This window comes from Marilutibacter chinensis (assembly GCF_021725675.1).
In the GTDB taxonomy this organism is placed as follows: domain Bacteria; phylum Pseudomonadota; class Gammaproteobacteria; order Xanthomonadales; family Xanthomonadaceae; genus Marilutibacter; species Marilutibacter chinensis.
Window position 1 is genome coordinate 181,600 of record NZ_JAKJPO010000003.1, and the last position, 24,948, is coordinate 206,547.

The window sequence follows — 24,948 nt, forward strand, 5'->3', positions numbered from 1 at the left end:
GCCATGGCTAAACGCCGTCAATGATCCTAACTCAAGGAGGTGACCCGATGATCCGTCTGCTGCACCTCGATGCCAGCGCCCGCCCCGGCCGCCGTGGCGTCGATCCGCATGGCTCGTACAGCCGAGCACTGAGCCATCGCTTCGTCAGCCGCTGGCGCGCCACGCGCCCGGACGACCCGGTCCGCTATCGCGACCTGGGCGCCGCGCCGCCGCGCCTGGTCGACCACGACTGGATACGCGCCGAGTTCACTCCGCACGACAGGCGCGACGCGCAGATGCACGCCCGCCTGGCCGAGAGCAATGCCCTGGTCGACGAGCTGATCGACAGCGACCTGCTGGTGATCGGCGCGCCGCTGTACAACTTCGGCATGCCGGCGCCGCTGAAGGCCTGGGTCGACAGCATCGTGCGGATCGGCCGCACCGTCGTCTTCGACCCCTCGCGCGGCGATGATCCGTACGTGCCGCTGCTGATCGACCGGCCGCGGCGCGTGGTCGTCCTTTCCTCGCGCGGCGGTCATGGCATGGACGCGGGCGGTCCGCTGGCGCATATGAACCATCTGGAGCCGCACCTGCGCACCGCGCTGGGCTTCATCGGCATCCATGACGTCCGCTGCGTCGCGGTGGAGAACGAGGAGTTCGGCGGCGAACGTCTGGCCGCCTCGGTCGCGGCGGCGAACGCCGGGGTCGACGCGCTGGTCGACACCCTGCTGTCGGAAGCCGCCACATCGCCGGTACCGGTGGCAGCCTGAGCAGCGATTCCCGGGCTGCGCCCGGGAATCCCCAAAGTTCGTTTCGCGAACCATGGACCTCGCCGTTGCGCTTTCGCATCCCCATTCGCGCTGCGCGCGAATCGCCCCCTGACTCAGGGGGGAGCGATACCCGGCCGGGCCCGGATATCTCCCAAGGTTTGCTGCGCAAACCTTGGGCCCCACCGTTGCGCCTCCACACCCCCATTCGCGCTGCGCGCGAATCGCCCCCTGACTCAGGGGGCTAGCCTCCGTGATGAAGGACTGGTCGCGGCTGACGCCGCTCCTGCGGCCGCACCCGAGTTCCGCCGCACGTCCCGCCCATCCCTGCGGTCAACCCCCTGCGCCCCCCTACAACCAGCCCTTCTGGCGGGCCAGGCGGAAGGCCTCGATGCGATTGCCGACACCGAGCTTGCCGATCGCCTCGGACAGGTAGTTGCGCACGGTTCCCGGCGACAGGTTCAGGCGTTCGGCGATGCCGCCGGCCGACAGGCCCTCGCCCGCCAGGCGCAGCACCTGGCGCTCTCGGTCGTTGAGCGGATCATGCTCGCCCCAGGCCTCGAGCGCGAGCTCGGGGTCGATCGCGCGGCCGCCTGCATGGACCTTGCGCAGGGCCTCGGCCAGTTGCTCGGCCGGCGCGTCCTTGAGCAGGTAGCCGGTGACGCCGGCATCCAGCGCACGCCGCAGGTAGCCGGCGCGGGCGAAGGTGGTCACGATCACCACCCGCGTCTTCAGTTCATGCCGGTGCACGCGCTGGGCCAGTTCGAGTCCGGTCAGGCCGGGCATCTCGATGTCGGTGACCAGCACGTCGGGCGCATGCCGCTGCAACGCCCGCCACGCGGCCTCGCCGTCGGCGACGGCGGCCACCACCTCGATGTCGGCCTCCATGCCCAGCAGCGCCGCGAGCGCGCCGCGCAGCATCGCCTGGTCTTCAGCCAGCAGCACGCGAATCGTGGAGGCCGCGGTCGTCGTCACGCCTTCATCCAAACCGTCCCGGAACTGTCCCGACGATGACATCAGCGCGCCGTCGGCTCAATGCCCGGGAGCGGTGGTGGCATCGTCCAGTGCCGCGCCGTCGCTCTTCGCGGATTCCGGTGGCGCGGCATCGATCGTCCATTCCATCGTCGGCAACGGCAGGCTCGCTTCCACGCGGGTGCCATGGCCGCGCCGCGACTCGATCCGCAACCTGCCGCCCAGTCCTTCCACCCGCTCGCGCATTCCGCCCAGGCCGTTGCCGGGCACGATGTCGCCGCCACGGCCGTCGTCCTCGACCCGCAGCACGATGTCGCCGTCGACCTCGTGCAGTTCGACCCAGGCCTGTCGTGCCCGGGCATGCCGCTGCAGGTTGGTGACCGCCTCGCGCAGCGCCAGTGCAAGCGCGGTTTCGTGTTCCGGCGGCAGCGGCGGCAGGTCTGCGTCGTACTCAAAGGCGATGCCGTCGGACTCGAGCAGCAGCCGTGCCGAGGCCAGCTCGGCTGCGATGCCGGCGGCGCGGATGCCGGTGACTGCGCGCCGCACCTGCGACAGCGCGTCGCGCGCGACCCGGCTGACCTCGCCGATCTCGTGCCGTGCCGCACGCGGATCGTGTTCGAGCAGGCGACCGGCGAGGTCCGACTTCAGCGCCACCAGGGACAGCGTGTGGCCGAGCAGGTCGTGCAGGTCGCGGCCGATCCGCTCGCGCTCGGCAAGCGCAGCGAGCCGACGCACCTCGTCGTGCGACATGCGCAGCGCGGTGTTGCTGCGCTTGGAGATGGCCTCGAAGTGGGTCACCAGGCCGATCACGAAACTCACGACCGGCAACCACGCCACCGCCATCCACGGATAGCCGAGATGGAACGCCCAGCCGATGGCAAGCACGTTCAGCACCATCAGTCGCAGCAGATATCCCCACACCGACGCACCCAGGCCGATGCGAAGCATCACGCATCCAAACGCGAAGTAACTCAGTCCCGACGGATACCACAGGGGCAACAACGCCAGGCACAGGGCGACCATGCCGTAGGCGTAGCGTGCCACCCGTCGCGGCGCGACCAACAGGGTCTTCGCGTACAGCCACAGGAACAGCGGATACGAGACCAGTGTCAGCAGCAGCCAGCGCAGGTCGTAGCCGGCCGGAGTGAACGCCGGGGTTATGAACACCCACACCGTCCACAACAGGTGGACCGCATCGGCCCAGGGTGACTTGCCTTCGCGCAGTGCACCGTCCACCTCCGAACCAGGCTCGGGCTTCAACCATGCGAGGACGGAGCGGGAGGCCATCGGCAGGTATCCAGACGGAAGAATGGAACGGAAGGCGCTCACGCTGTCGTGGCCAGGCGCCGGCGCGCCAGCAACAGGCACACCACCGTTACCCCGGTCAGCACCAGCAGATGCAGCCACAGCGGCTGGCCCGCATCGCGGCCGACCACCTTCAACGCGACCTGCCCGAGATGATACGACGGCCACAATGGCGCGACTGCGCCCAGCCACGACGGGAACGCGGCCAGCGGCACCACCAGCCCGGACAGGAACGACATCGGCAGGTAGACGATGTTGACCACCGCAGGCGACGCATCGCCGCTGCTCACGGTGCCGATCCACAGCCCGAGCGCGCAGAACGGCAGCATGCCGAGCACATTGACAACAAACAGACCCAGCCATTGCATCGGCGCCAGCGACACCCCGGCGAGGGTAGCGGCGATCGCCGCCAGCAGCAGCGAGCAGACGGAAGCGAACAGCATCGCCGAGACGATCTTGGCGCCGAGCCAGGCGCCGGCCGGCATCGGCAACGCGCGCTTGAGCGCGAGCAGACCGCGCTGGCGATCAATGGCCACGTTGACGCCGAAGCCGAACAGGCCCACGCCCATCACGCCGAATACGCCGTAGGTCGCCAGCATGTATTCGGAGATCGCCGCCCCGCTCATCGGGCCGCCATCGCCACGCGGAGCCAGCAGTACGCCGAACAGGGTGTAGAACAAAGGCGCGAACAGCAGTGTGGGCACTGCGAACGCGGGCGTGCGCAACACCCGCAGGATCTCGCAGCGTGCCTCCAGCCACCACGCGCGCAGGGCGAAATGACGAAATGTCTCGACAGCGGTGTCCATCAGGCGGTCTCCCTGGCACGAGTGAGCTCAAGGAAGGCCTCGGCCAATCCGGCACGCCGCACCTCCAGTTCGACCAGCCCGGCGTCGGCCGCCAGAAGCTGGCGCACCACCTGTTCGGCGGTGTCGGCGATGATCTCGAGTTGCCGCCCGTCGGATCGCACCTCGCGCACCTGCGGCCACGCCGCGACCGCATCGGCGGACAGCGCGGTGACGCAGCGGATCCGGCGCTGGACGACGCGGGCGCGGATTTCCGCCACGCTGCCCTCGGCGATGATGCGGCCGCCGTCGATGACCGCGACGCGATCGGCGAGCGCTTCGGCCTCCTCCAGGTAGTGGGTGGTCAGCAGGACCGCGCAGCCGTCCGCGACCAGCCCGCGGATCGCGCGCCACAACGCCTGCCGCGCCTCGATGTCGAGGCCGGTGGTCGGCTCGTCGAGGAACAGCAGCCGCGGACGCCCGCAGATCGCCAGCGCGAACTGGACGCGTCGCTGCTGGCCGCCGGAGAGCTTGCCGTAACGTCGTTCCAGCAATCCGTCGAGGCCTGCCATCGCGGCGCAGTCGGCGATGCTGAGCGGCGCCGGGTAGTAACTGCGGGTGAGCTCGAGCAGCTCGCGGACCTTCAACGTGTCCTGGATGCCGGCAGTCTGCAGCATCACGCCGACCTGCTGGCGCGCCGCCAGTTCCCGCGGCGGACGGCCGAACAGCTCGGCCCGTCCGGCGTCGGCGGCCTGCAGCCCGAGCAGCAGGCCGATCGCGGTCGACTTGCCGGCGCCATTGGGACCGAGCAGCGCCAGCAGGCGACCCTGGCCGAGTTCGAGATCCACGCCCTGCAGCGCGCGCACCGGCCCGTAGGCCTTGTGCACGGCGCGCAGACGCGCAGGTGGAGAAGGGTTCGGAACGTGCGCCGTCATCGTCGGGCTCCCGCTGCACTGGTGGGAAGGCGGAGTCGATCCCGCCGGGTGCCGCCATCCTCGCCGTGGCTGGCTCGGCACCCCAGTGCGGGCTGCCATGCATCGCGCATGACAGCTGTCACTTGGAAGCACGCCCACATCGCGCGATGCTCTCGCCCCGGCATCGCATCCCCGGATGTTGACTTCCGGCAGGTTGGCCGGGGACCGGCCAGGCGTCACACTAGGGCGGGGTCGATGCATGCATGCCGGATCCGCGCGCATATCGGTCGTGCGCGGAGTGTCCGGATCGACCGATGGTTCACGGCCGCGGGCACCCGCCTTTCGCAGTCCCGCTCCCGCCTCCCGATCACGCTTCCGCGCCCAGGGTTCAGGATGAATAGCTCCAACGATCTGCTCAAGGAACTTCGCATCGATCGCAGCGCACCACCGCCGTCATCCCGGCGCGGGCTCTGGATCACCCTCGGCGCGATCGGCGCGATCGCGCTGCTGGCCGTCGCCGGCTGGTTCGCGTTCGGACGCGACGATGCGATCGAGGTGCGTACCGCGGAAGCGGTCGCGATCGGCGGCAGCGACGGCGGCAGTGCCTCGGTGCTCGATGCGACCGGCTATGTCGTCGCCCGCCGCATCGCCACCGTGTCGGCCAAGGTCACCGGCCGCGTCCGCGAAGTGCTGATCGAGGAAGGCCAGCGGGTCGAGGAAGGCGAGGTGCTGGCCACCCTGGATCCGGTCGATGCCGAGGCCCAGCAGTCGCTCGCCCGCGCGCAGCTCGATGCGGCGCGCAGCCAGGCCAACAGCATCCAGGCCCAGCTCACCGAGGCCGAATCCAACGCGCGCCGGCTCGGCACGCTGGTCGGCCAGCAGCTGGTGTCGAAGGCACAGTACGACCAGGCAATCGCCCAGCGCGACGCCTTGCGCGCGCAGCTGGTGACCGCGCGCCGCAATGCCGCAGTCGCCGCCGACCAGCTCGACATCGCCGGGATCGGCGTCGACAACACCATCGTGCGCGCGCCGTTCGCCGGCGTGGTGATCGCCAAGGCGGCACAGCCGGGCGAGATCATCTCGCCGCTGTCGGCCGGCGGCGGCTACACCCGCACCGGCATCGGCACGATCGTCGACATGGACTCGCTCGAGGTCGAGGTCGACGTCAACGAGGCCTACATCGGCCGCGTGCAGCCGAGGATGCCGGTCGAGGCGACCCTCAACGCCTATCCCGACTGGAAGATCCCGGCCGAGGTGATCGCGATCATCCCGGCCGCCGATCGCGGCAAGGCCACGGTCAGGGTGCGCATCGCGTTCAAGAGCAAGGACCCGCGGATCGTGCCGGACATGGGCGTGCGGGTGAGTTTCCTCGAGAAGACCGAACCCGCGCGGGCCGATGCGCCGCCGCCAGGCGTGCTGGTGCCGGGTGTGGCGGTGGTCGAGCGCGACGGTGCGCAGGTGGTCTTCGTCGTCAGCGATGGCCGGGTCACGCAGAGGGGCGTCCAGGTCGGCCGCACCCTCGGCGACGACCTGGAAATCACCGACGGGCTGGCCGGCGGCGATACCGTCGTCCTCGATCCGCCACCGGCGCTCGCCGATCGCAGCGAGGTCGAGATCGCCGGCGACGGCACGTCGAATCCCTGAACCGTCGTTCGTCGTATTGATCGTTCGCCCTGGGCATTCACCGCGACGGCGGATGACCCGACTACATGAAGGCGCCGGATACGCGCCGCCCCTTTCCGAAGCGAGGCAAGTCCCATGACCGCACTTGTATCGATCCGCAAACTCACCAAGACCTACCAGCGCGGGCCCGAGAAGCTCGAGGTGCTGCACGGTCTCGACTTCGAGATCCCCAGCGGCGATTTCGTCGCGCTGATGGGACCGTCGGGCTCGGGCAAGACCACCCTGCTGAACCTGATCGGCGGCCTCGACACGCCCACCGGCGGCGAGATCGAGATCGAGGGCCAGCGCATCGACAGCATGAGCGCCGGCCAACTGTCGCACTGGCGCAGCCAGAACGTCGGATTCGTGTTCCAGTTCTACAACCTGATGCCGACCCTGACCGCGCAGAAGAACGTCGAACTGCCGCTGCTGCTGACCCGGTTGAACGCCGCCGACCGCCGCCGCCGCGCCGAGATCGCACTGCAACTGGTCGGACTGTCCGAGCGCGGCAAGCACAAGCCCAACGAGCTGTCCGGCGGCCAGCAGCAGCGCGTGGCGATCGCCCGCGCGATCGTCTCCGATCCCAAGCTGCTGATCTGTGACGAGCCGACCGGCGACCTCGACCGCCAGTCGGCCGAGGAGATCCTGGAGCTGCTGCAGACGCTCAATCGCGAACACGGCAAGACGATCGTCATGGTCACCCACGACCCCAAGGCCGCCGAGTACGCGACCCATACCCTCCACCTGGACAAGGGCACGCTGGTCGAGCAGGTGCGCCGCGTCGCCTGACCCCACGGTCATGGCATCGCGCACCGCCTGCCCTGCCGCCGCGCGCGGCACCCGCACCCGCTGGAGTACGCAGACATGAAATACCTGCACCTGATCTGGGCCGCACTGTTCCGCAGCAAGACCCGTACCGTGCTGACGCTGCTGTCGGTGATCACCGCATTCCTGCTGTTCGGCCTGCTCGACTCGGTACGCGTGGCCTTCGCCGCTGGCGGCGAGGTCGCCGGCTACGACCGCATGGTGGTCGCCTCGCGGCTGTCGATCACCCAGATGCTGCCGATGCGGCTTGAATCGCAGATCAAGGCCGTGCCGGGCGTGAACAAGGCCGTGCACGCCGCCTGGTTCGGCGGCATCTACCAGGACCAGCGCAACTTCTTCCCCAACATGTCGGTAGGGCCGGGCTTCTTCGAGATCTATCCCGAGTACGAGATCAGCCCGGCGCACCTGAAGGCCTTCGAGACCACCCGCAACGGCGCGGTGGTCGGCGAGTCGCTGGCCCAGCGGTACGGCTGGAAGGTCGGCGACATCGTCCCGCTGCAGGCGACGATCTTCCCGACCCAGGGCAGCAACAACTGGGAGTTCAAGCTGGTCGGCACCTTCAAGGTCATCGACTCCAAGCGCAAGGGCGAGGAGAACGCGCTGTATTTCCGCTGGGACTACTTCAACGAGGCCAACGACTTCGTCAAGGACCGGGTCGGCTGGTGGATGGTGCAACTGGACGATCCCAGCCAGTCCGACCGCATCGCCCAGGCGATCGACAAGCTCAGCGAGAACTCCGACCACGAGACCAAGACCCAGACCGAGCAGGCCTTCAACCAGGCCTTCCTCAAGCAGTTCGCCGATGTCGGCATGATCGTCAGCGGCATCATGGGCGCGGTGTTCTTCACCCTGCTGCTGCTGACCGGCAACACGATGGCGCAGGCGGTGCGCGAACGCATCCCGGAACTGGCGGTGCTGAAGACCATAGGCTTCACCGATCGCAGCGTGCTGATGCTGGTGCTGACCGAATCGGTGCTGCTGCTGGTGCTGGGCGGCGTGATCGGGCTGGCACTGGCGGCCATGATCATGCCGATCGTCAGCGCGGTCAGCGGCGGCGCGATCGCGCTGGGGACCATGCCCGAAATCACCTGGGCGTTCGGCATCGCGCTGATGATCGTGATCGGCCTGCTGGTCGGGGCACTGCCGGCGATGCGGGCGATGCGCCTGAACATCGTCGACGCACTGGCGGGGCGCTGACATGGCCCGCACGCATCTCCATCGAATCCACGCACGACGCCCACGGCGGAGGACGCTGCAATGAACCGCATCAAGAAATGGCTCGGCAACGCACTGGTCGTCCTCGCCCTGATCGTCGGGCTGGCGGTCTGGATCATGCTGCCCTGGCAGGGCGTGCTCGCGGTCGCGGTCGCGCTCGGCCTGTGGCTGGCGCTGACCCGCAGCGGCCACCTGGCACTGGAGGCGACCCGGATCGGCGTCACCAGCCTGCCGCAACGCTGGGGCGCATCGTCGGTGATCGTGATCGGCATCGCCGGCGTTGTCGCGGTACTGGTCGCGATGCTGGCGATGGGCTCGGGCTTCCAGAAGACCCTGCAGCAGACCGGCCGCGACGACACCGCGATCGTGCTGCGCGGCGGTTCGCAGGCGGAGACCAACTCGGTGATCGGCCGCGACCAGGTGCCGCTGATCTCGGGTCTGGACGGCATCGCCCGCGACCGCGACGGCCAGCCGCTGGTCTCGCCGGAGCTGTCGCAGGTGGTCAACATGGTCACCCGCGCCGACGGCACCGATGCCAACGCCCAGTTGCGCGGCGTTGGCGATGCCGGCTGGGCGATCCGCCCGCAGCTGAAGATCGTCGAGGGCCGCCGCTTCGAGCCCGGCAAGCGCGAACTGGTGATCGGCCAGGGCGCGAAGAACCAGTACGTGGGTCTGGAGGTCGGCAACACGATCGAGCTGGCCAACCAGGACTGGACCGTGGTCGGCGCCTTCGCCTCCGGCGACTCGCACGACTCGGAACTGTGGGCCGACGCCGAGACCCTGGCCTCGACCTACCAGCGCACCGCCTACCAGTCGGTGACCGTGCGCCTGACCGATGCCAAGACACTGACTGCGTTCAAGGCGGCGATGGCGGCCGATCCCCGGCTGAAGCTGGACGTGCTCAGCACCCGCGACTACTACAGCAAGCAATCCGAAGGCCTGACCAAGGTGATCAACGTGCTGGGCACGATCATCGGTGTGATCATGGCGATCGGCGCCGCGTTCGGCGCACTCAACACCATGTACGCCGCGGTCGCCGGCCGTGCCCGCGAAATCGCGACCATGCGTGCGATCGGCTTCCGCGGCCTGCCGGTGGTGTTCGGGGTGATGCTGGAGACGATGCTGCTGGCCCTGCTTGGCGGCCTGCTCGGCGGCTTGATCGCCTGGCTGGTGTTCAACAACTACAGCGTGTCCACGCTCAGCGGCAATTTCAGCCAAGTGATGTTCAAGTTCAACGTCTCGCCGGAGCTGTTGTGGAGCGGCCTGAAGTGGGCGCTCGGCATCGGTCTGGTCGGCGGGCTGTTCCCGTCGCTGCGGGCGGCGCGCTTGCCGGTGTCCGAGGCGCTGCGCGCGGGCTAGCCATTGACTCCCCGCAACGAAACAGGCCGCGACTTTCCGCGGCCTGCTTCGTTTGCGGAGAACGGCATGCGGCCCCTCAGCCGGCGGCGACCGCGGGCTGTCGCCGCGCCCGCAGCACACCGTCGCCCGCGAACAGCAGCAGGGCCGCCCAGATGAATGCGAAACCCAGTGCACGTTCGCCGTCGAACGGTTCGCGGAAGACCAGCACGCCGATCAGCAGCTGCAGGGTCGGCGCGATGTACTGCAGGAATCCGACCACCGACAGCGGCACCCGCCGCACCGCGTAGGCGAAACCGATCAGCGGCAGTGCGGTCAGCGCCCCGCCGGCGACCAGCAGCGCATCGATGCCCCATCCCCAGCCCGGCGTGGGGCCGAACGCGAAGAAGCCGCTCTGGCCCTGGAACTCCGCCCAGCCCAGCAGCGCCATCGCCGGCAACAGCAGGTACAGGCTCTCGACCCCGAGTCCGGCCACCGAATCGACCACCACCTGCTTGCGCAGCAGGCCGTAGACGCCGAACGACAACGCCAGCCCCAGCGCGATCCATGGCAGTTGGCCGAAACGCAGGGTCAGCCAGGCCACGCCGCAGGCGGCCAGCGCGACCGACACCCACTGCACGCGGTTCAACCGCTCGTGCAGCACCAGCACTCCGAGCACCACGTTCAGCAGCGGGTTGATGTAGTAGCCCAGGCTGGTCTCGACCACGTGGCCGGCATTGACCGCCCAGATGTACAGCCCCCAGTTGGATGCGATCAGCACGCCGCTCAACGCAAGCAGCGCCGCGGTGCGCGGCTGCGCAAGCACCGCCCGCAGCCAGCCGCGGCCGCGCTGCCACAGCAGGAATGCCGACACCAGCAATGCGCCCCACACGATCCGGTGCAGCACGATCTGCCACGACGGCACCGTCTCGAGCAGGCGCCAGAACAGCGGCATCAGGCCCCACAGCACGAACGCGCCTATTCCCGCCCACAGGCCCGCGACATGCTCGCGGTGTGCACCGGTCGCCGCACTCATGCCACGGGCTCCGCAACCGGCGCCCGCGGACGGCTGCGCGCGAGCGTGACCATCGCCACCCCGGCCAGGATGACCGCCATCGCGCCCAGCGCGTGCAACGAGAAGCGCTCGCCGGCGAGCAGTGCGCCGAACAGCACCGCGATCGGCGGATTGACGTAGGCATAGCTCGACGCCAGCGCCGGCCGCACGTGCCTCAACAGCCAGATGTAGGCGCTGAACGCGACGATCGAACCGAACACCACCAGGTAGGCGACCGCGAGCGTGCCCTTGAGCGAGGGCGCCGCAGGCATCCGCTCGCCCAGCAAGGCGCCGGCGACCAGCATCATCGCGCCACCGCACAGCATCTGCCCGGCCGCCGACATGAACGGCGACGGCAGGTCGCGGCCGCGGCTCCAGACCGATCCGAACGCCCAGGCGATCGGCGCGATCAGCAGCGCCAGCAGCCCCTGCGGCGTCGCCGTCAGCGCGCTGCCCGCGTTGAGCCAGAGCACGCCGACGAAGCCAATCGCCAGGCCGATCCATTCCTCGCGCCCCGGGCGCTCGCCGCGCAGGGTCGCGAACAGCCCCATCCACAACGGCATCGATGCGACCGCGATCGCCGCCAGCCCGGACGAGACCCATTGTTCGGCGACGGTCACCAGGCCGTTGCCCAGCCCCATCAGCAGCAGCCCCATCACCGCCAGTGAGGCCCATTGCGCCCGCGTCGGCGGACGTTCTCCGCGCAGGCGCAGCGCCGCGTACATCAGCGCACCGGCCACGACGAAACGCCCGCCGGCCATCAGCAGCGGTGGCCAGCCGCCTTCCAGTGCGAAGCGTATGCCGAGATAGGTAGAGCCCCAGACGATGTAGACCGAAGCCAGGGCCAAGGCGACGGCCACGCCACCCGGGACTATCCGGGTGGCGGTCGATGCGACGCTGCTCATGCGAGTGGATCCAGACGAGGGGGAGGAACGGGAACAGCTGGGGGAGGAGCGGTGAGTCCGGCAAGGCGACCGACAGGTGTCACCGGCCCCGGGCAGCCGCGCCCGGTACCGCCTGCGGGCGGACCGGAACGCCGCGCCGCCTGGTGCCCGGAAACGTTCGGATCACCGACAGCCTAGCCAAAACTCCCCGCACGCGGTTTGATTATTCGTGCGCGGTAACGCAAAAATCTTGCATGGCCCAGCCCCTGCTCCTCGACGACTTCGACCATCGCCTGCTCGACCTGCTGCAACGCGATGCCAGCGCGACACTCGGCGCGCTCGGAGACGCGGTCGGCCTGTCGGCAAGCGCCGTGCAGCGACGGCTGAGCCGTTATCGCAAGCACGGCCTGCTGCGCCAGGTCGCGGTGCTCGACCCATTGCAACTGCCGCATGTCGCCCTGGCCACTGTGCTGGTGACGATGGAACGCGAGACCGCCAAGCAGCACGCCGGTTTCCAGGCCCGGATGCGGGCCGCGCCCGAGGTGCAGCAGTGCTACACCCTTGCCGGCGAATGGGACTACCTGGTGATCCTGGCGACGACCGGGGTCGCCCATTGCCGCGAGGTCGCCGATCGACTGTTCCTCGACGAGGGCAACATCAAGCGCTACGAGACGCGGCTGGTATTCGACGTGGTGAAAACGGGGCTGCAGCTGCCGACCCGCACGACCTCCAGACGGCGCCGCTGAGCGCGACGGCGAGTGCCGTCCTGCGGACGCGCGCCGCCCGTCTCCTGCATGGGGCTGTCCGCACTGACCTCGCCAGCATCGGCACCGAAGGTCGGCCGGCCAGTACCGTCGTGGGCGCCGGACGATGTGACGCTCCATTCCGGGTCCGGCCTTGCATTGCTCGTATCGGGGCAGTCCTGCGCGCCCGATCCACGAGCGCAACGCCCGTGGCGCAGAGCACCTTTCGGATCGATAGGACGCACTTCATGTGTCGCGTGCGTCGTGGACGCGAGCGGGTCGACGACGGACGATCGATGAAACCGGGAGTGCCCGGAGCCGGCCCGGCGAGCCGCAGGGCTCCTCCGGACGGCGGCTCCGGAAGCGACGTCAGTCGGCCCAGTGCCCGGGCTTGTTCGCGGTCGGCAACACCTGGGCGGACAGCTGCTTGTCGCGGTCCAGCAGCCGCACCGCATCGGCGAGGATCGCGGCCGACTCGCGCAGCAGCGGATCCGGACGATCCTCGGCGAGCTTCTCGCGCTCGGCATCCTTGACGATGTCGCGTTCGCTGGCGGCCAGGCCGTCGTCGGTCACATCGGCAAGCGGATCCAGCGCCAGGCCGAGCGCCTTGCGCTCCTCCTGCCGGGCCTTGCGCTTGGCCTGCTCGCGGTCGCGCTCGGCGCGGCGCACACCTTCGTTCAGGCTGACCGAAGTCTTCTCGCTCTCGGCGCGGTACTGGGCGACATCCTCCGACCACCACTGGAATTCCCGGTCGTCGGCGATGCGCGCCTCGTGCAGCGCTTCCAGCTTCGGCAGCAGCGGCTGGAAGTTGCCGTAGCGGACATGCGGCACCGCCGAGATCTTGGTCCACGGCAACGCGTTGTCGTAGGTGCTCTCGCCGAACTCATTGGCATCCACCGACGCCGGGAACGCCAGATCGGGCACCACGCCCTTGTTCTGGGTCGAGCCGCCGCTGACGCGGAAGAACTGCGCGATCGTCAGCTTGACCTGGCCGAAGCGCGGCGACTCGTTGGCCGGCCAGCGGTCGAGATCGATCAGGTTCTGCACGGTACCCTTGCCGAACGTGGTCTCGCCGATCACCAGGCCGCGGCCGTAGTCCTGGATCGCGCCGGCGAAGATCTCCGACGCCGATGCCGAACCGCGATTGATCAGCACCGCCAGCGGGCCTTCCCACGCGATGCCGCTGTCCTCGTCGCCGTTGACGATGACGCGGCCGCCGGACTCGCGTACCTGCACGACCGGGCCACGGTCGATGAACAGGCCGGTCAGCTCGATCGCCTCGTTGAGCGAGCCGCCGCCGTTGTTGCGCAGGTCGAGCACGACGCCGTCGACGTTCTTGCCGCGCAGTTCGGTCAGCAGGCGGGCGACGTCGCGGGTCGCCGACGCATAGTCGTCGGCGTTGCGGCGGCGGCCCTCGAAATCCTGGTAGAAGCCGGGCAGCTCGATCACGCCGATCCGTTGCGCCGGGGCGCCATCGGTGGCGGGGATGGTGATGACCTTGGACTTCGCGGCCTGGTCTTCCAGCCGGACCCGGTCGCGGACCAGCACCACCCGGCTCGGCGGCGAATCCAGGCCCATCTCGACCGGGATCACGTCGAGACGGACCTTGCTGCCCTTCTTGCCGCGGATCTTGGCGACGACGTCGTCGATCCGCCAGCCGACCACGTCCTCCATCGGACCGCCGGTGCCCTGGCCGACCGCGACGATGCGGTCGCCCGGATTGAGCATGCCGGACTTGCCGGCCGGGCCGCCGGCGACGATCTCGCGGATCGCGACCACGTCGTCCTGCTTCTGCAGTACGGCGCCGATGCCTTCCAGCGACAGCGACATCGACAGGTTGAAGTTGTCGGCCGAGCGCGGGGTCAGGTAATCGGTGTGCGGGTCGATCGCGTTCGCGTAGCTGTTGAGGAAAGTCTGGAACACGTCCTCGCCCTTCAGTTCGGCGATGCCCTTGGCGAGGTTCTCGTAGCGCCGATCCAGGGTCTTGCGGATGTCCTCGGACTGCTTGCCGGCCATCTTCAGGCGCAGCCAGTCGTTACGCACCGACTGCCGCCACAGCTGGTCGAGTTCGGCGCGATCGGCCGCCCACGGCGCGTCCTCGCGGTCATATTCGTAGCGGTCGTCGCCGTTGAAGTCGAAGGCCCCATCGTCCTTGAGCAGCGCGCGGGCGAAGGCGACGCGCTCGTCGACACGCTGCCGGTAGGTCGCGAACATCGCATAGGCCGGATCGAGCTCGCCGCTCTTGAGCGCATCGTCAAGCTGCAGCTTCCAGCGGTCGAAACGGGCGATGTCGGCCGCGGTGAAGAACTGCTTGCCGCTGTCCAGCGACTCCAGGTAGCGCTCGTACATGTCGGCCGACAGGGCGTCGTCCAGCGGCTTGGGCCGGTACGCATAGCGGCTGTCGGAAAGCAGGCCGTAGACCAGTTTGGCGGCGTTGGCCTGGTCCTGGGTCGCCGAGAACGGGATCGCGGCCGGACCGGCCTTGGCCATCGCCTGCACGGCGTCGTCGGCCCATGCCGAGTGAGCCAGCGGGAGGGTCAGCAGCAGCGCGCACAGCAGTGAGGTCTTGGAGGTCATCGCGGATATCTGCGGCCGAAGCGGCCTGGTCTTGGTTCGTGTTGATGCCTGGCGATTGCGGCCTGCCGGGCATTGCCGATTCGAGCTTGCGCAGGACTCGGACATCCCCACAGTGCCGAAAGTTGCATGCCCTGTCACGTGCCGGCGTGCGGAAGGCGGCCCCGCGCCGATGTGCGGTTCAGGTTGGTGGGGCTGACGATCGCCCACCGCCGCCAGCGCAGCGCGGACCGCCGTCATCTTGCCTGCCTGCCGGTAGGAAAACGTGAAATCCCGGAGCGCACGCGCAGATGCGGCACTGCTGCCGGTCGACGGTGGCGTCGATCCGCACAGGCGCGGACAACGCCCCGGGCGCATGCATCAGGCGGCGACGCCGGCCTCCATCGCCGAGCGGTCGGCATGGTAGGAGGAGCGTACCAGTGGGCCGGAGGCGACGTGGCCGAAGCCCAGGCGATAGCCGTATTCCTCCAGCGCCTTGAACTCGTCCGGAGTCCAGTAGCGCATCACCGGATGATGATGGGCGCTGGGCTGCAGGTACTGGCCGATGGTGACCATGTCGACATCGTGCGCACGCAGATCGCGCAGGGTCGCCTGCACCTGCTCCATCGTCTCGCCCAGCCCGAGCATGATCCCGGACTTGGTGGTGACCTCCGGATGCTGTGCCTTGAACTTCCGCAGCAGCGTCAGCGACCACTGGTAGTCGGCGCCCGGCCGCACGTTGCGGTACAGGTCCGGGACGGTTTCGACGTTGTGGTTGAACACGTCCGGCGGATTCGTCGCCAGGATCTCCAGCGCGCGCTCCATGCGGCCGCGGCCGCGGAAGTCGGGCGTCAGGATCTCGACCTTGGTGGCCGGGGTCTTCCCGCGGATCGCGGCGATGCAGTCGACGAAGTGCTGGGCGCCGCCGTCGCGCAGGTCGTCGCGGTCCACGCTGGTGACCACGACGTAGCGCAGGCCCATGTCGGCGACGGTGTCGGCCAGGTGGCGCGGCTCCTGCGGATCCGGCGGCTTCGGACGGCCGTGGGCGACGTCGCAGAACGAGCATCGGCGCGTGCAGACCTCGCCGAGGATCATGAAGGTCGCGGTGCCGTGGCCGAAGCATTCGTGGATGTTCGGGCAGCTGGCTTCCTCGCAGACCGTCACCAGGCGGTTCTCGCGCAGTTTCTCCTTGAGCTTCTGCACGGCGTTGCCGGACGGGATCCGCACCCGGATCCATGACGGCTTGCGCAGCACCGGCACGTCGGCGAACTGCACCGGCGAACGCGCGATCTTGTCGCCGGCGACCTGCTTCTTGCCGACTTCGAGAGAGGCCGGAGCCGGGCTGTCGCCACTGACGACCGCGAGCGGAATGGTCTTGGATTCGGTCATGGGCTTTGGACCACGGATTACGCGGAGGAACACGGATGAGGCGTTTCGAACCCGAATGGCCTTATCCGTGCCGATCCATGTAGATCCGTGGCTCGAACTGACGTGTCACGGAAGTGAGGAAGGTACGGCCTGGATCCGCAGCCCGAACAGACGGGCCAGATGCCCGATGAGCACCGGCTTGACCGCGTCCGGGCTGGACGGGCCGCCCAAGTCTAGCATCGAGGTCACCTGCAACCCCGCGTAGCCGCAGGGATTGATGCGTCTGAACGGTTCCAGGTCCATCGCGATGTTGAAGGCCAGGCCATGGAAGGTGCAGCCATGGCGGACGCGGATGCCGAGCGCACCGATCTTGGCGTCGCCGACGTAGACGCCCGGGGCGCCGTCGCGGCGGACCGCTTCGATGTTCCAGTCTGCGAGCGTGTCGATCATCGCCTGCTCGACCCGGCAGACGTATTCCTTGACTCCGACACCGAGCCGCCGCAGGTCCAGCAGCGGATAGAGCACGATCTGGCCGGGGCCGTGATAGGTCACCTGGCCGCCGCGGTCGACGTGGATCACCGGGATGTCGCCCGGCATCAGCACGTGTTCGGGCTTGCCGGCCTGGCCGAGGGTGAACACCGGGTCGTGCTCGACCAGCCACAGCTCGTCCGGCGTGGCATCGGTGCGTGCATCGGTGAACGCCTGCATCGCCCGCCAGACCGGCTCGTAGGGGCGGCGGCCGAGATCGCGCAGCAGCGCCGGACTCGAAACGGGGGCCTCGAGGCCGGCAGTTGGCGCCCGTCCCTGAGCCCTTGCCTCTGCGGCGGTGTCGCTCACAGCGTCCACTTGACCTCGGGATGGTCGCGCAGGACCTGGTGGGCCCGCTCGTACTGCTCGCGGCTGTCGGCGCGGAAACGGATCCGCACCGACACGTACTTCCCGTTCGAGGAGTGCTTCCACTGGATCGACTCGCTCTCGACGTCGATCCCGGCCTCCATCAGCCGCTGAGGCAGCTCGCGCTCGAGCCCGGCGGTCGCCGGCCCCATCGCGCTGAGCTCGAAATGGCCCGGGAACTGGAAGCCGTGTTCGGGGTTGTCGGACTTGATTTCCATGCCCCGATTATGGGGTTGGCTCCACGGGAACCCAAGGCGGCCGGATCCGGCGGAACGGCACGGGTCGCGCGGCTGGATCCGGTCGCGGGACATCGAGGTCCAGACGCCCCCTTGCAACGCGACGGGGCCGGCGTCTGCCGGCCCCGCCGAAGGTGTTTCCGGTCCGTTCGCATCGCGGGCGGGTACCTGCAGATGCGCGGGACGGTGACCCGCGGGCGCCGTTACTCGGACTCCCACCACATCCAGAACTCGTCCCACAGGCGCTTGAAGAAACCGGCCTGTTCGACGCCTTCGATCGCAACCAGCGGGCGTTGGGCGATGACCTTGTCGTCGAGCATCACCTTCACCGTGCCGATCGCCTGGTCCTTCGCGATCGGCGCGACCAGGGTTCTGGGCACGTCCATCATCGGCTTGAGCTGTTCGTAGCGGCCGCGCGGCACGGTCACCAGCAGCGGTTCGGCGACGCCGAGCCTGACCTCGTCGGCCTGGCCCTTCCAGGTCTTCTGCGTCGCGATCGCCTGTCCGGGCGCGTACAGCTTGTGGGTCTCGTAGAAGCGGAAGCCCCAGTTCAGCAGCGCCTGGCTGTCGCTGGCGCGCTGGGCCTCCGAGCTCGAGCCCATCACCACCGAGATCAGGCGCTGGTCGCCACGCTTGGCCGAGGCCATCAGACAGTACCCTGCGGCGCTGGTGTGGCCGGTCTTGATGCCGTCGACGCTGTTGTCGCGCCACAGCAGCAGGTTGCGGTTGGACTGGGTGATCGAGCCGACGGTGTACTCCTTGATCGAGTTGTAGGAGTAGGCCTTCGGGTGATCGTCGATCAGCGCACGGCCGAGCAGGGCCAGATCGCGGGCCGTGGTGACATGGCCCTCGTCCGGCAGGCCGGTGGCGTTGGCGAAGTGGGTGTTCTTCATGCCGATGCGCTGCGCGTACTGGTTCATCAGGGTCGCGAACGCGGCCTCGGTACCGGCGACGTGCTCGGCCAGCGCGATCGCTGCGTCGTTGCCGGACTGCACCACCATGCCCTTCTCCATCTCCACCAGCGGCGCGGTCTTGTTGACCTCGAAGCCGGAGTAGCTGCCGTCGGTGGCGGCGCCGCCCTTGCGCCAGGCGTTCTCGGTCATCATCACCTGGTCGTCTTCCTTGATCTTGCCGCCCGCCATCTCGGCGGCGATCACGTAGCTGGTCATGACCTTGGTGATGCTGGCCGGCTCGACCGGCTGGTCGATGTTGTGGCCAGCCAGCACGTTGCCGCTTGCGGCATCCATCAGGATCCACGCGGTGCCCGTGACTTCCGGCGCCGACGGCACCGGCAGCGCATCGCTGGCCGGCGCCTGGGCGGCGGCCGGGGTCGGCTGGGTCGGACCGGGCTGCGGCGCTTCAGGCGCCTGGGCGAAGGCGAGACCGACCGCGACGGTGGTGATCGCGGCCAGGGCGGTCGCTTTGACTACGGCGGGGATTTTCATGGCGTGCAACTTCATCGGTTCAACAACTCCGGGGGCCGGCGACCGGCCGGATGCGGATGGTGGGGATTCGCTGAGGCATGTTCGTGACCGCGGCTCAATCGCGGACAGGCTGCGGCTGTCCGAAACCCAGGCTGACCAGCCGGGCCGCCAGCTCGGGCGCCGCCGACTCGGCCAGCGGCCCGACCCGCAGGCGCCAGACCGGACGACCGTTGGCATTCGCGTCGAACAGGCGGGCCTGCCCGATACCGGCGTCGCGCAGCATCGCCAGCGCGCGATCGGCGTTGGCGCGGGCGGCGAAGCTGGCGACCTGCAGGGTGATCCCGGCGTCGCCGGTGGCATCGCCGTCGACGGTGGCGGCAACGGCCGCGACCGTCCCTTGCGGCGACGCTGCCTGCATGGCCGGCGTCGAGCCCGGCGGAAGCGTCGGTGTGGCCGGACGGCCGGTGGCGATGCGGACCCGGCGCGACTTCATCCAGGCCTCGAACTCGTCGGCACTCATCGAACGGCCGTCCTGGCGCATGTCGAAGCGGTGCTCGCCCACCGGACCCACGGCGGTTCCGGTAGCGGCTGCCGCCGGGGCGACGGGCACGGCGTCGGCGGGAATGCTGGCGACCAGCCGGTCCATCGCGCTGGGTTCGACGGGCGCCGGCGCGGATGGCCGTTCGGCGAGCACCGGTGCTGCGTCCTCGTCCGGCATCAGCGCGCGCACCTCGACCCGGCCGGTGCCTTTCTGCACGATGTCCAGCTTGACCGCGGCGGCGTAGCTGAGGTCGATGACGCGCCCCTCGTGGAACGGTCCACGGTCGTTCACCCGCACCACCACCGACCTGCCGTTGTCGAGGTTGGTCACCCGCGCGAAGCTCGGCAGCGGAAGGGTCTTGTGGGCGGCGGTGAACGCGTACATGTCGTACACCTCCATGTTGGAGGTGCGGCGGCCGTGGAACTTCTGCCCGTAATAGGACGCCTTGCCCTCCTCGACGTAGCCGCGCGCGTCGTCCAGCACGCGGTAGCGCTTGCCGAGCACGGTGTAGGTCGGCCGGTTGCCGACCGCCGAGCGCGGTTCGGCGACGACTTCGGGTTCCGGAATCGCGTCGACGTCGGGAACGTGGTCGGGCGTGCTGTCGGGCACGCCCGGGCGGTACAGGCCGCCGGCGGTGTAGTGGCCGCGGGTGTTCGGATCTTCCTGGGCGGGCGCGTACGGCGAGACCTTGCGCCCTTGCGCGTTGGAGCGCGCGGGCGCCGCGGTGCTTTCCCCGGCGTGCCTGGCGGGCTTCTTCGGCGCACCGGCGCAGGCGGCCAGGCCGAGCACGAGCACGGCCGCGAGCGGAAGCGCCCGTGCGAGACCGGTGCGCGAGCGGCCGGCCGCCGCCGTGGATGCACCGCATCCAGGGGTCGACCCGCCCGGCATCGGCATGCACGCCTTCACGTTTCCCGGTCCCTTGCGCCGGCATCCCCGGCACGGATCGTCCGAAAGCCGTGGACGGGCTCAGTGCTCATGCGTCATCGCGGCTCGCAGGGGGCTGGCGCTCCGTCGCGGCCAATGGGTTCTCACGTCCGGCGATCGCCTCGGAGAGCTGGTACACCGCCATCGCGTAGTGCTTGGAGATGTTGTAACGGGTGATCGCGTAGAAGTTGCGGAAACCGAGCCAGTATTCCTTGCCGCCGACGCCGTCCAGGTTCAGCGGCACCGCGTGCTCGCCGGCAGCGACGGGAGTCGCCGGACGGTAGCCGCGCGCGGCCAGGTCGGCCTGGCTGTAGACCGGCTCCAGGCCCTCTGGTTCGAAGTCCGGCATGCCGGGATCGCGCACGGCGCGCACCGTCACCGGACCGCCGCGCACCCAACCACCCTTCTGTACGAAGTAGTTCGCGATCGAGGCGAACACGTCGTCGGTGCTGTTGAACAGATCGCGCCGGCCGTCGCCGTCGCCGTCGACCGCGTACTCGCGGTAGCTCGACGGCATGAACTGGCCCCAGCCCATCGCGCCGGCATAGCTGCCGGTGAGCGTGGTGATGTCCAGGCCGGTCTCCTTGCCGAGCGCGAACAACTGGGCGAGTTCGCCGCGGAAGAATGCCTCGCGCCGGTTCTCGCGGTCGGCCTTGGCCGGATCGCCGCTGCGTGGGTAGAAGAACGCCAGGGTGTACAGCGCATCGATGACCGGATAGCTGCCGGTGTTGCGGCCGTAGCTGGTTTCCACGCCGACGATCGAGACGATGATCTCGGCCGGGACGCCATAGCGGGCCTCGACCTTCGCCAGTTCGGCTCGATGCTCGGCGAGGAAGGCCTGGCCGCCGTCGATGCGGGCCTGGCTGATGAAGATCGGCCGGTACTCGCTCCATGGCTTGGCCTCGGCCGGACGCGACATCGCCCGGATGATGCTGTCGCGCTTCTCGGCGCGGGCCAGCACCGAGGCGATCGTCGCGGTGTCGACGCCGTACCTGTCGGCGGTGTCGCGGATGAACGCGGCACGCGCCTGCGCCAGCGGCATCGGCTTGACGGGTTCCGGCAGGGCGGGCGTACCCGGGGCAGGCGCGATCGGCGCCGGCGACAACGGTGCGGGCGAATCGGGCGCGCCGTCCACCGGGGACGGAGGACTTGCCGGGGCGGAGGCTGCGGCGGTCGCCGGTGTGTCGGCAGCGTCGGTGGCGGAGGCCGCCTGCGTCGCGCATGCGGCGAGGGAGAGGGCCAGCGCACCGGCCAGGAGGCTACGGGCTTGGCCGGCTTTCGGTATGCCGGCCCTGGGAAGGCCGGATTTCAGGAGGCGCGCAGTCATCGCGGCGAGGTTAGCACGTGCGCTTTTGGGCCTGAACCGCGGGCCCGGCCTCGCCGAGCACCCGGTCAGGTCGCGTTGTCGTTCGGGTCCGCGCGCCGGGCATGCGCGCGCCGGTACAGATCCGCTCCGCGAACCGCATTTCACCGCGCGTGCACCGGCCGGTACACCCGCACCGCCATCACCACGCCGAGCCCTGCCAGCAGCGACACCGCCGAGGTGCCACCGTAGCTGAGCAACGGCATCGGCACGCCCACCACCGGCAGCAGGCCGGCGATCATGCCGCCGTTGACGATCACGTAGACGCAGAATGCCAGCCCCAGCGCGCCTGCCAGCAGCCGCGAGTAGCCGTCGCGCGCGCCGGCGGCGATCCACAGGCAGCGGCCGATCACGAACAGGTAGAGCGCCAGCACCACCGCCACCCCGATCCAGCCGAACTCCTCGCTGAGCACGGCGAAGATGAAGTCGGTGGTGTGCTCGGGGATGTAGTTCAGATGCGACTGGCTGCCCTGCCCCCAGCCCTTGCCGGACAGCCCGCCGGCGCCGATCGCGATCTTCGACTGGATGATGTTCCAGCCGGCGCCCAGCGGGTCCGACTCCGGGTTCAGGAAGGTCAGGATGCGGTCCTTCTGGTACGGCTTGAGCAGCCAGAACCAGGCTGCCGGCGCGACCGCCGCGACACCGGCGAACGCCATCCCGAACCACCACCACGGCAGCCCGGACAGGTACAGCGCGAACGCGCCGCTGGTCGCGACCAGCATCGCGGTGCCGAAGTCCGGCTGCAGCAGGATCAGCCCGGTCGGCACGCCGATGATCGCGGCGGCGATCAGCACGGTACCCAGCCGCGGCGGCAGCGGCCGGCTGTTCAGATACCAGGCGACCATCATCGGAAGGCTCAGCTTGAGCAGCTCGGCCGGCTGGAAATAGAACACGCCGAGGTTGATCCAGTGCGAGCCGTGACGGCCGGTGCCGATGAACAGCACCGCCAGCAGCGGAATCAGCGACAACCCGAACACCAGCGGCGTCCAGTTGCGCAGTTGCGCCGGCGATACCCGCGACAGCGCCCACAGCGCACCGAGGCCGACCACGAAACGGCCGCCCTGGGCGACCACCAGCGACGTCGACTGCCCGCCGGCGCTGTACAGCACCGCCAGGCCGATGCCCATCAGCGCCAGCAGCGCACCCAGCAGCGGCCAATCGAGGGTGCGGGTGAAGCGCGCAGCCAGATCGAGCAGCCAGCGCAGGATCAGGCTCATTGCCGGACCTCCCCGGCCATGTCCTGGCCCGGCGCGGCTGTCGCATCAGCGTCGCCGGCCGCTCCAGGCGCGGCGGTTGCCGAGGCGCCGTCCTCCGCGGGCCGCCGCGGTGGGGCCGCCGCGGCCGGGGCGGCAGCCGGTTCGGGCGCCTCCGGCATCACCCCGAGCAGCCAGGCGTCGAAGATCTTGCGCGCGATCGGCGCCGCGGTGCTGCCGCCGTAGCCGCCGCCCTCCACAGCTACCGCCACCGCGATGGTCGGATCCTCGGTCGGGGCGAAACCGACGAACAGCGACCGGTGGCGCAGGTGCAGCGGCAGACTGCGTGGATTGACCGCGGCATTGTCGCGCCGGCTGGCGACCTGCGCGGTACCGGTCTTGCCCGCCATCGTGTATTCGGCGTCGCTGGCGATCCGCCAGCCGGTGCCTCCGGGCTGCATCGCCCCCATCATGCCCTCGCGGACCGCCTGCAGGTGGCTCGGGGCGGGACTGATCGGCAGGCCCGGCGGCTGCGGCAGCGGTCGCCATGGCGCATCGAAGCCGAGCCGCTCCTCCTTTGCCAGATGGGGCCGTCGCAACGAACCGTCGGCGATGCCGGCGATGCTGCGGACCAATTGCAGCGGGGTCACCTTCCAATCACCCTGGCCGATGCTGATGTTGACCGTGTCACCGGGGTACCAGCGCTCGCGCCGGGTGCTCATCTTGTATTCGGGCGAAGGCAGGATGCCGCCGATCTCGCCGACCAGATCCACCCCGGTCGGCTGGCCGAAGCCGTAGCGGCGCATGTACTCGTCGAATCGCTCGATGCCCATGTCCAGCGCCAACTGGTAGTAGTAGGTGTTGACCGACTGCGCGATGGACTTGCGCAGATCGGTCCAGCCATGGCCTCCCCGGTTGGCATCGCCCCAGCCCCGGCTCACGCCGGGCAGATAGAACATGCCGGTGGACAGCACCTTGTCCTCGGGCCGGCGCAGGCCGCTGTCCAGGCCGGCTAGCGCGATCAACGGCTTGAGCGTGGAACCCGGCGCCACGCCGCCCAGCACCAGACGGTTGAACAGTGGCCGCGACGGGTTCCCGGTCAGCGCCCGGTAGTCGGCATGGGAGATCCCGTTGACGAACAGGTTGGTGTCGTAGCCTGGCAGGCTGACCATCGCCAGCACCTCACCGGTGCGCGGGTCGACCGCAATCGCCGAGCCCTCGTATTCGCCGAACGCGTTCACCATCGCCTGCTGCAGGTCGAGATCGACGCTCAGGCGCAGATCGGCGCCGGGCACCGCCTGCACCCGCCCGACGACCCCCATCGAGCGGCCATCGACGTTGGTCTCGACCTTCTCGTAGCCGATCCGGCCGCGCAGCGCTTCCTCGTAGGCGCGCTCGATGCCGGTCTTGCCGATGTGGGTCAGCGCCGCGTTGGCCTCGCCGAGCGTCTTGAGATCGTCCTCGTCGACCCGGCCGACATAGCCGATCACGTGCGAGAACAGCTCGCCGTGCGGATAGCGGCGGTTGAGATAGGACACCAGCTCGACGCCGGGATAGCGCCAGCGATCGACCGCGAAGCGCGCGGCCTCCTCCTCGCTGACCCGAAGCTTGAGCGTGATCGGACGGAAACCGCGGGTGGCGCGGCGGGTCTTCTCGAAGTGGGCGATGTCCTCCTCGCTCAGAGAGAAGATCTCCGCCAGCCCCGGCATCCAGCGTTCCGGGTCGCCGGCCTCCTCCGGGGTCACGTCGACACGGAACGCGGGCACGTTGTCGGCGAGGATCCGGCCGTTGCGGTCGTAGATGATCCCGCGCGCCGGCACCACCGGCCGCAGCTTGATCCGGTTGGCTTCCGAGCGGGTGACGTATTCGTCGTACTGCAGCACCTGCAGGTTGAAGTACCACGCCGACAGCACCCCGAGCGCCGCGACCACACCCGCGAATGCAAGCAGCGCACGGCGGCGGAACTGCTCCGCCTCGGCATGGCTGTTCTTGATGATCCGGCGGCGCGGGCCCAT

Annotated in this window: 21 protein-coding genes; 6 read left to right on the forward strand and 15 right to left on the reverse strand. The window is 69.3% G+C overall.

Annotation, left to right across the window (positions count from 1 at the left end):
- The first annotated feature begins 47 nt into the window (after positions 1-47).
- Positions 48-749 (forward strand): FMN-dependent NADH-azoreductase, encoded by a 702-nt coding sequence (locus tag L3V18_RS06595; RefSeq protein ID WP_237053893.1) that lies wholly within the window; start codon positions 48-50, stop codon positions 747-749.
- 348 nt (positions 750-1,097) lie between these two features.
- On the opposite strand, the gene L3V18_RS06600 is transcribed toward L3V18_RS06595, so the two are convergent.
- The 4 genes from L3V18_RS06600 to L3V18_RS06615 form a co-directional block, all read right to left on the reverse strand.
- The gene (locus L3V18_RS06600; protein ID WP_343226323.1) at positions 1,098-1,697 is read right to left on the reverse strand and encodes a response regulator transcription factor; all 600 of its coding nucleotides are present in this window, start codon (positions 1,695-1,697) and stop codon (positions 1,098-1,100) included.
- An 81-nt stretch (positions 1,698-1,778) separates the two neighbouring features.
- A complete protein-coding gene (locus L3V18_RS06605; protein WP_237053894.1) occupies positions 1,779-3,005 on the reverse strand; it encodes a sensor histidine kinase in 1,227 nt (408 codons plus the stop codon).
- A 38-nt stretch (positions 3,006-3,043) separates the two neighbouring features.
- On the reverse strand, positions 3,044-3,829 hold the full coding sequence (locus tag L3V18_RS06610) for an ABC transporter permease (RefSeq protein WP_237053895.1): 786 nt from the start codon (positions 3,827-3,829) through the stop codon (positions 3,044-3,046).
- The gene (locus L3V18_RS06615; protein WP_237053896.1) at positions 3,829-4,740 is read right to left on the reverse strand and encodes an ABC transporter ATP-binding protein; all 912 of its coding nucleotides are present in this window, start codon (positions 4,738-4,740) and stop codon (positions 3,829-3,831) included. The genes L3V18_RS06610 and L3V18_RS06615 overlap by 1 nt, the downstream gene beginning before the upstream one ends.
- A 372-nt stretch (positions 4,741-5,112) precedes the next feature.
- On the opposite strand from L3V18_RS06615, the gene L3V18_RS06620 reads away from it, so the two are divergent.
- The 4 genes from L3V18_RS06620 (at position 5,113) to L3V18_RS06635 (ending at position 9,780) form a co-directional block, all read left to right on the forward strand.
- A complete protein-coding gene (locus L3V18_RS06620; protein WP_237053897.1) occupies positions 5,113-6,363 on the forward strand; it encodes an efflux RND transporter periplasmic adaptor subunit in 1,251 nt (416 codons plus the stop codon).
- 114 nt (positions 6,364-6,477) lie between these two features.
- The gene (locus L3V18_RS06625) at positions 6,478-7,170 is read left to right on the forward strand and encodes an ABC transporter ATP-binding protein (protein ID WP_237053898.1); all 693 of its coding nucleotides are present in this window, start codon (positions 6,478-6,480) and stop codon (positions 7,168-7,170) included.
- 75 nt (positions 7,171-7,245) lie between these two features.
- Entirely contained in the window at positions 7,246-8,403 is a 1,158-nt protein-coding gene (locus L3V18_RS06630; RefSeq protein WP_237053899.1) for an ABC transporter permease, read from the forward strand.
- Positions 8,404-8,463: 60 nt separating this feature from the next.
- Entirely contained in the window at positions 8,464-9,780 is a 1,317-nt protein-coding gene (locus L3V18_RS06635; RefSeq protein WP_237053900.1) for an ABC transporter permease, read from the forward strand.
- Positions 9,781-9,856: 76 nt separating this feature from the next.
- Here the strand turns inward: L3V18_RS06635 and rarD are convergent, their stop codons facing one another.
- On the reverse strand, positions 9,857-10,792 hold the full coding sequence (gene rarD / locus L3V18_RS06640) for an EamA family transporter RarD (protein WP_237053901.1): 936 nt from the start codon (positions 10,790-10,792) through the stop codon (positions 9,857-9,859).
- Entirely contained in the window at positions 10,789-11,715 is a 927-nt protein-coding gene (gene yedA / locus L3V18_RS06645) for a drug/metabolite exporter YedA (RefSeq protein WP_237053902.1), read from the reverse strand. Before yedA ends, rarD begins: the two co-directional genes overlap by 4 nt.
- Positions 11,716-11,948: 233 nt before the next feature.
- On the opposite strand from yedA, the gene L3V18_RS06650 reads away from it, so the two are divergent.
- The gene (locus tag L3V18_RS06650) at positions 11,949-12,440 is read left to right on the forward strand and encodes an Lrp/AsnC family transcriptional regulator (protein WP_237053903.1); all 492 of its coding nucleotides are present in this window, start codon (positions 11,949-11,951) and stop codon (positions 12,438-12,440) included.
- Between the two features lie 366 nt (positions 12,441-12,806).
- On the opposite strand, the gene L3V18_RS06655 is transcribed toward L3V18_RS06650, so the two are convergent.
- From L3V18_RS06655 to mrdA, 9 genes are all read right to left on the reverse strand, one after another.
- Entirely contained in the window at positions 12,807-15,014 is a 2,208-nt protein-coding gene (locus L3V18_RS06655; protein ID WP_237053904.1) for a carboxy terminal-processing peptidase, read from the reverse strand.
- A 357-nt stretch (positions 15,015-15,371) separates the two neighbouring features.
- Entirely contained in the window at positions 15,372-16,379 is a 1,008-nt protein-coding gene (lipA, locus tag L3V18_RS06660; RefSeq protein ID WP_237053905.1) for a lipoyl synthase, read from the reverse strand.
- A 105-nt stretch (positions 16,380-16,484) separates the two neighbouring features.
- Positions 16,485-17,204: a lipoyl(octanoyl) transferase LipB gene (gene lipB, locus L3V18_RS06665; RefSeq protein WP_237053906.1), complete on the reverse strand. Its 720-nt coding sequence runs from the start codon at positions 17,202-17,204 to the stop codon at positions 16,485-16,487.
- A complete protein-coding gene (locus tag L3V18_RS06670) occupies positions 17,192-17,470 on the reverse strand; it encodes a DUF493 family protein (protein ID WP_237053907.1) in 279 nt (92 codons plus the stop codon). The genes lipB and L3V18_RS06670 overlap by 13 nt, the downstream gene beginning before the upstream one ends.
- A gap of 221 nt (positions 17,471-17,691) precedes the next feature.
- Positions 17,692-18,933 carry a D-alanyl-D-alanine carboxypeptidase family protein gene (locus L3V18_RS06675; RefSeq protein WP_237053908.1) on the reverse strand — a complete coding sequence of 414 codons (1,242 nt, stop codon included), beginning with the start codon at positions 18,931-18,933 and terminating at the stop codon, positions 17,692-17,694.
- A gap of 94 nt (positions 18,934-19,027) precedes the next feature.
- Positions 19,028-20,347 (reverse strand): septal ring lytic transglycosylase RlpA family protein, encoded by a 1,320-nt coding sequence (locus L3V18_RS06680; protein WP_237053909.1) that lies wholly within the window; start codon positions 20,345-20,347, stop codon positions 19,028-19,030.
- Between the two features lie 79 nt (positions 20,348-20,426).
- Positions 20,427-21,704, reverse strand: coding sequence for a lytic murein transglycosylase B (gene mltB / locus L3V18_RS06685; RefSeq protein ID WP_425493475.1), 1,278 nt, complete (start codon positions 21,702-21,704; stop codon positions 20,427-20,429).
- A gap of 140 nt (positions 21,705-21,844) precedes the next feature.
- Positions 21,845-22,957, reverse strand: coding sequence for a rod shape-determining protein RodA (gene rodA, locus L3V18_RS06690; protein WP_237053910.1), 1,113 nt, complete (start codon positions 22,955-22,957; stop codon positions 21,845-21,847).
- Positions 22,954-24,948: a penicillin-binding protein 2 gene (gene mrdA / locus L3V18_RS06695; RefSeq protein WP_425493476.1), complete on the reverse strand. Its 1,995-nt coding sequence runs from the start codon at positions 24,946-24,948 to the stop codon at positions 22,954-22,956. The genes rodA and mrdA overlap by 4 nt, the downstream gene beginning before the upstream one ends.

Bases quoted from the DNA above. Each gene is read 5' to 3' on its own strand.
- L3V18_RS06635 (WP_237053900.1), top strand. From the start codon at position 8,464: ATGAACCGCATCAAGAAATGGCTCGGCAACGCACTGGTCGTCCTCGCC.
- mltB (WP_425493475.1), bottom strand. From the start codon at position 21,704: ATGACTGCGCGCCTCCTGAAATCCGGCCTTCCCAGGGCCGGCATACCG.
- L3V18_RS06615 (WP_237053896.1), bottom strand. From the start codon at position 4,740: ATGACGGCGCACGTTCCGAACCCTTCTCCACCTGCGCGTCTGCGCGCC.
- L3V18_RS06670 (WP_237053907.1), bottom strand. From the start codon at position 17,470: ATGGAAATCAAGTCCGACAACCCCGAACACGGCTTCCAGTTCCCGGGC.
- mrdA (WP_425493476.1), bottom strand. From the start codon at position 24,948: ATGGGCCCGCGCCGCCGGATCATCAAGAACAGCCATGCCGAGGCGGAG.
- L3V18_RS06675 (WP_237053908.1), bottom strand. From the start codon at position 18,933: ATGAAAATCCCCGCCGTAGTCAAAGCGACCGCCCTGGCCGCGATCACC.
- yedA (WP_237053902.1), bottom strand. From the start codon at position 11,715: ATGAGCAGCGTCGCATCGACCGCCACCCGGATAGTCCCGGGTGGCGTG.
- L3V18_RS06650 (WP_237053903.1), top strand. From the start codon at position 11,949: ATGGCCCAGCCCCTGCTCCTCGACGACTTCGACCATCGCCTGCTCGAC.
- rodA (WP_237053910.1), bottom strand. From the start codon at position 22,957: ATGAGCCTGATCCTGCGCTGGCTGCTCGATCTGGCTGCGCGCTTCACC.
- L3V18_RS06620 (WP_237053897.1), top strand. From the start codon at position 5,113: ATGAATAGCTCCAACGATCTGCTCAAGGAACTTCGCATCGATCGCAGC.
- L3V18_RS06625 (WP_237053898.1), top strand. From the start codon at position 6,478: ATGACCGCACTTGTATCGATCCGCAAACTCACCAAGACCTACCAGCGC.
- L3V18_RS06680 (WP_237053909.1), bottom strand. From the start codon at position 20,347: ATGCCGATGCCGGGCGGGTCGACCCCTGGATGCGGTGCATCCACGGCG.
- L3V18_RS06630 (WP_237053899.1), top strand. From the start codon at position 7,246: ATGAAATACCTGCACCTGATCTGGGCCGCACTGTTCCGCAGCAAGACC.
- rarD (WP_237053901.1), bottom strand. From the start codon at position 10,792: ATGAGTGCGGCGACCGGTGCACACCGCGAGCATGTCGCGGGCCTGTGG.
- L3V18_RS06605 (WP_237053894.1), bottom strand. From the start codon at position 3,005: ATGGCCTCCCGCTCCGTCCTCGCATGGTTGAAGCCCGAGCCTGGTTCG.
- lipA (WP_237053905.1), bottom strand. From the start codon at position 16,379: ATGACCGAATCCAAGACCATTCCGCTCGCGGTCGTCAGTGGCGACAGC.
- L3V18_RS06595 (WP_237053893.1), top strand. From the start codon at position 48: ATGATCCGTCTGCTGCACCTCGATGCCAGCGCCCGCCCCGGCCGCCGT.
- L3V18_RS06610 (WP_237053895.1), bottom strand. From the start codon at position 3,829: ATGGACACCGCTGTCGAGACATTTCGTCATTTCGCCCTGCGCGCGTGG.
- L3V18_RS06655 (WP_237053904.1), bottom strand. From the start codon at position 15,014: ATGACCTCCAAGACCTCACTGCTGTGCGCGCTGCTGCTGACCCTCCCG.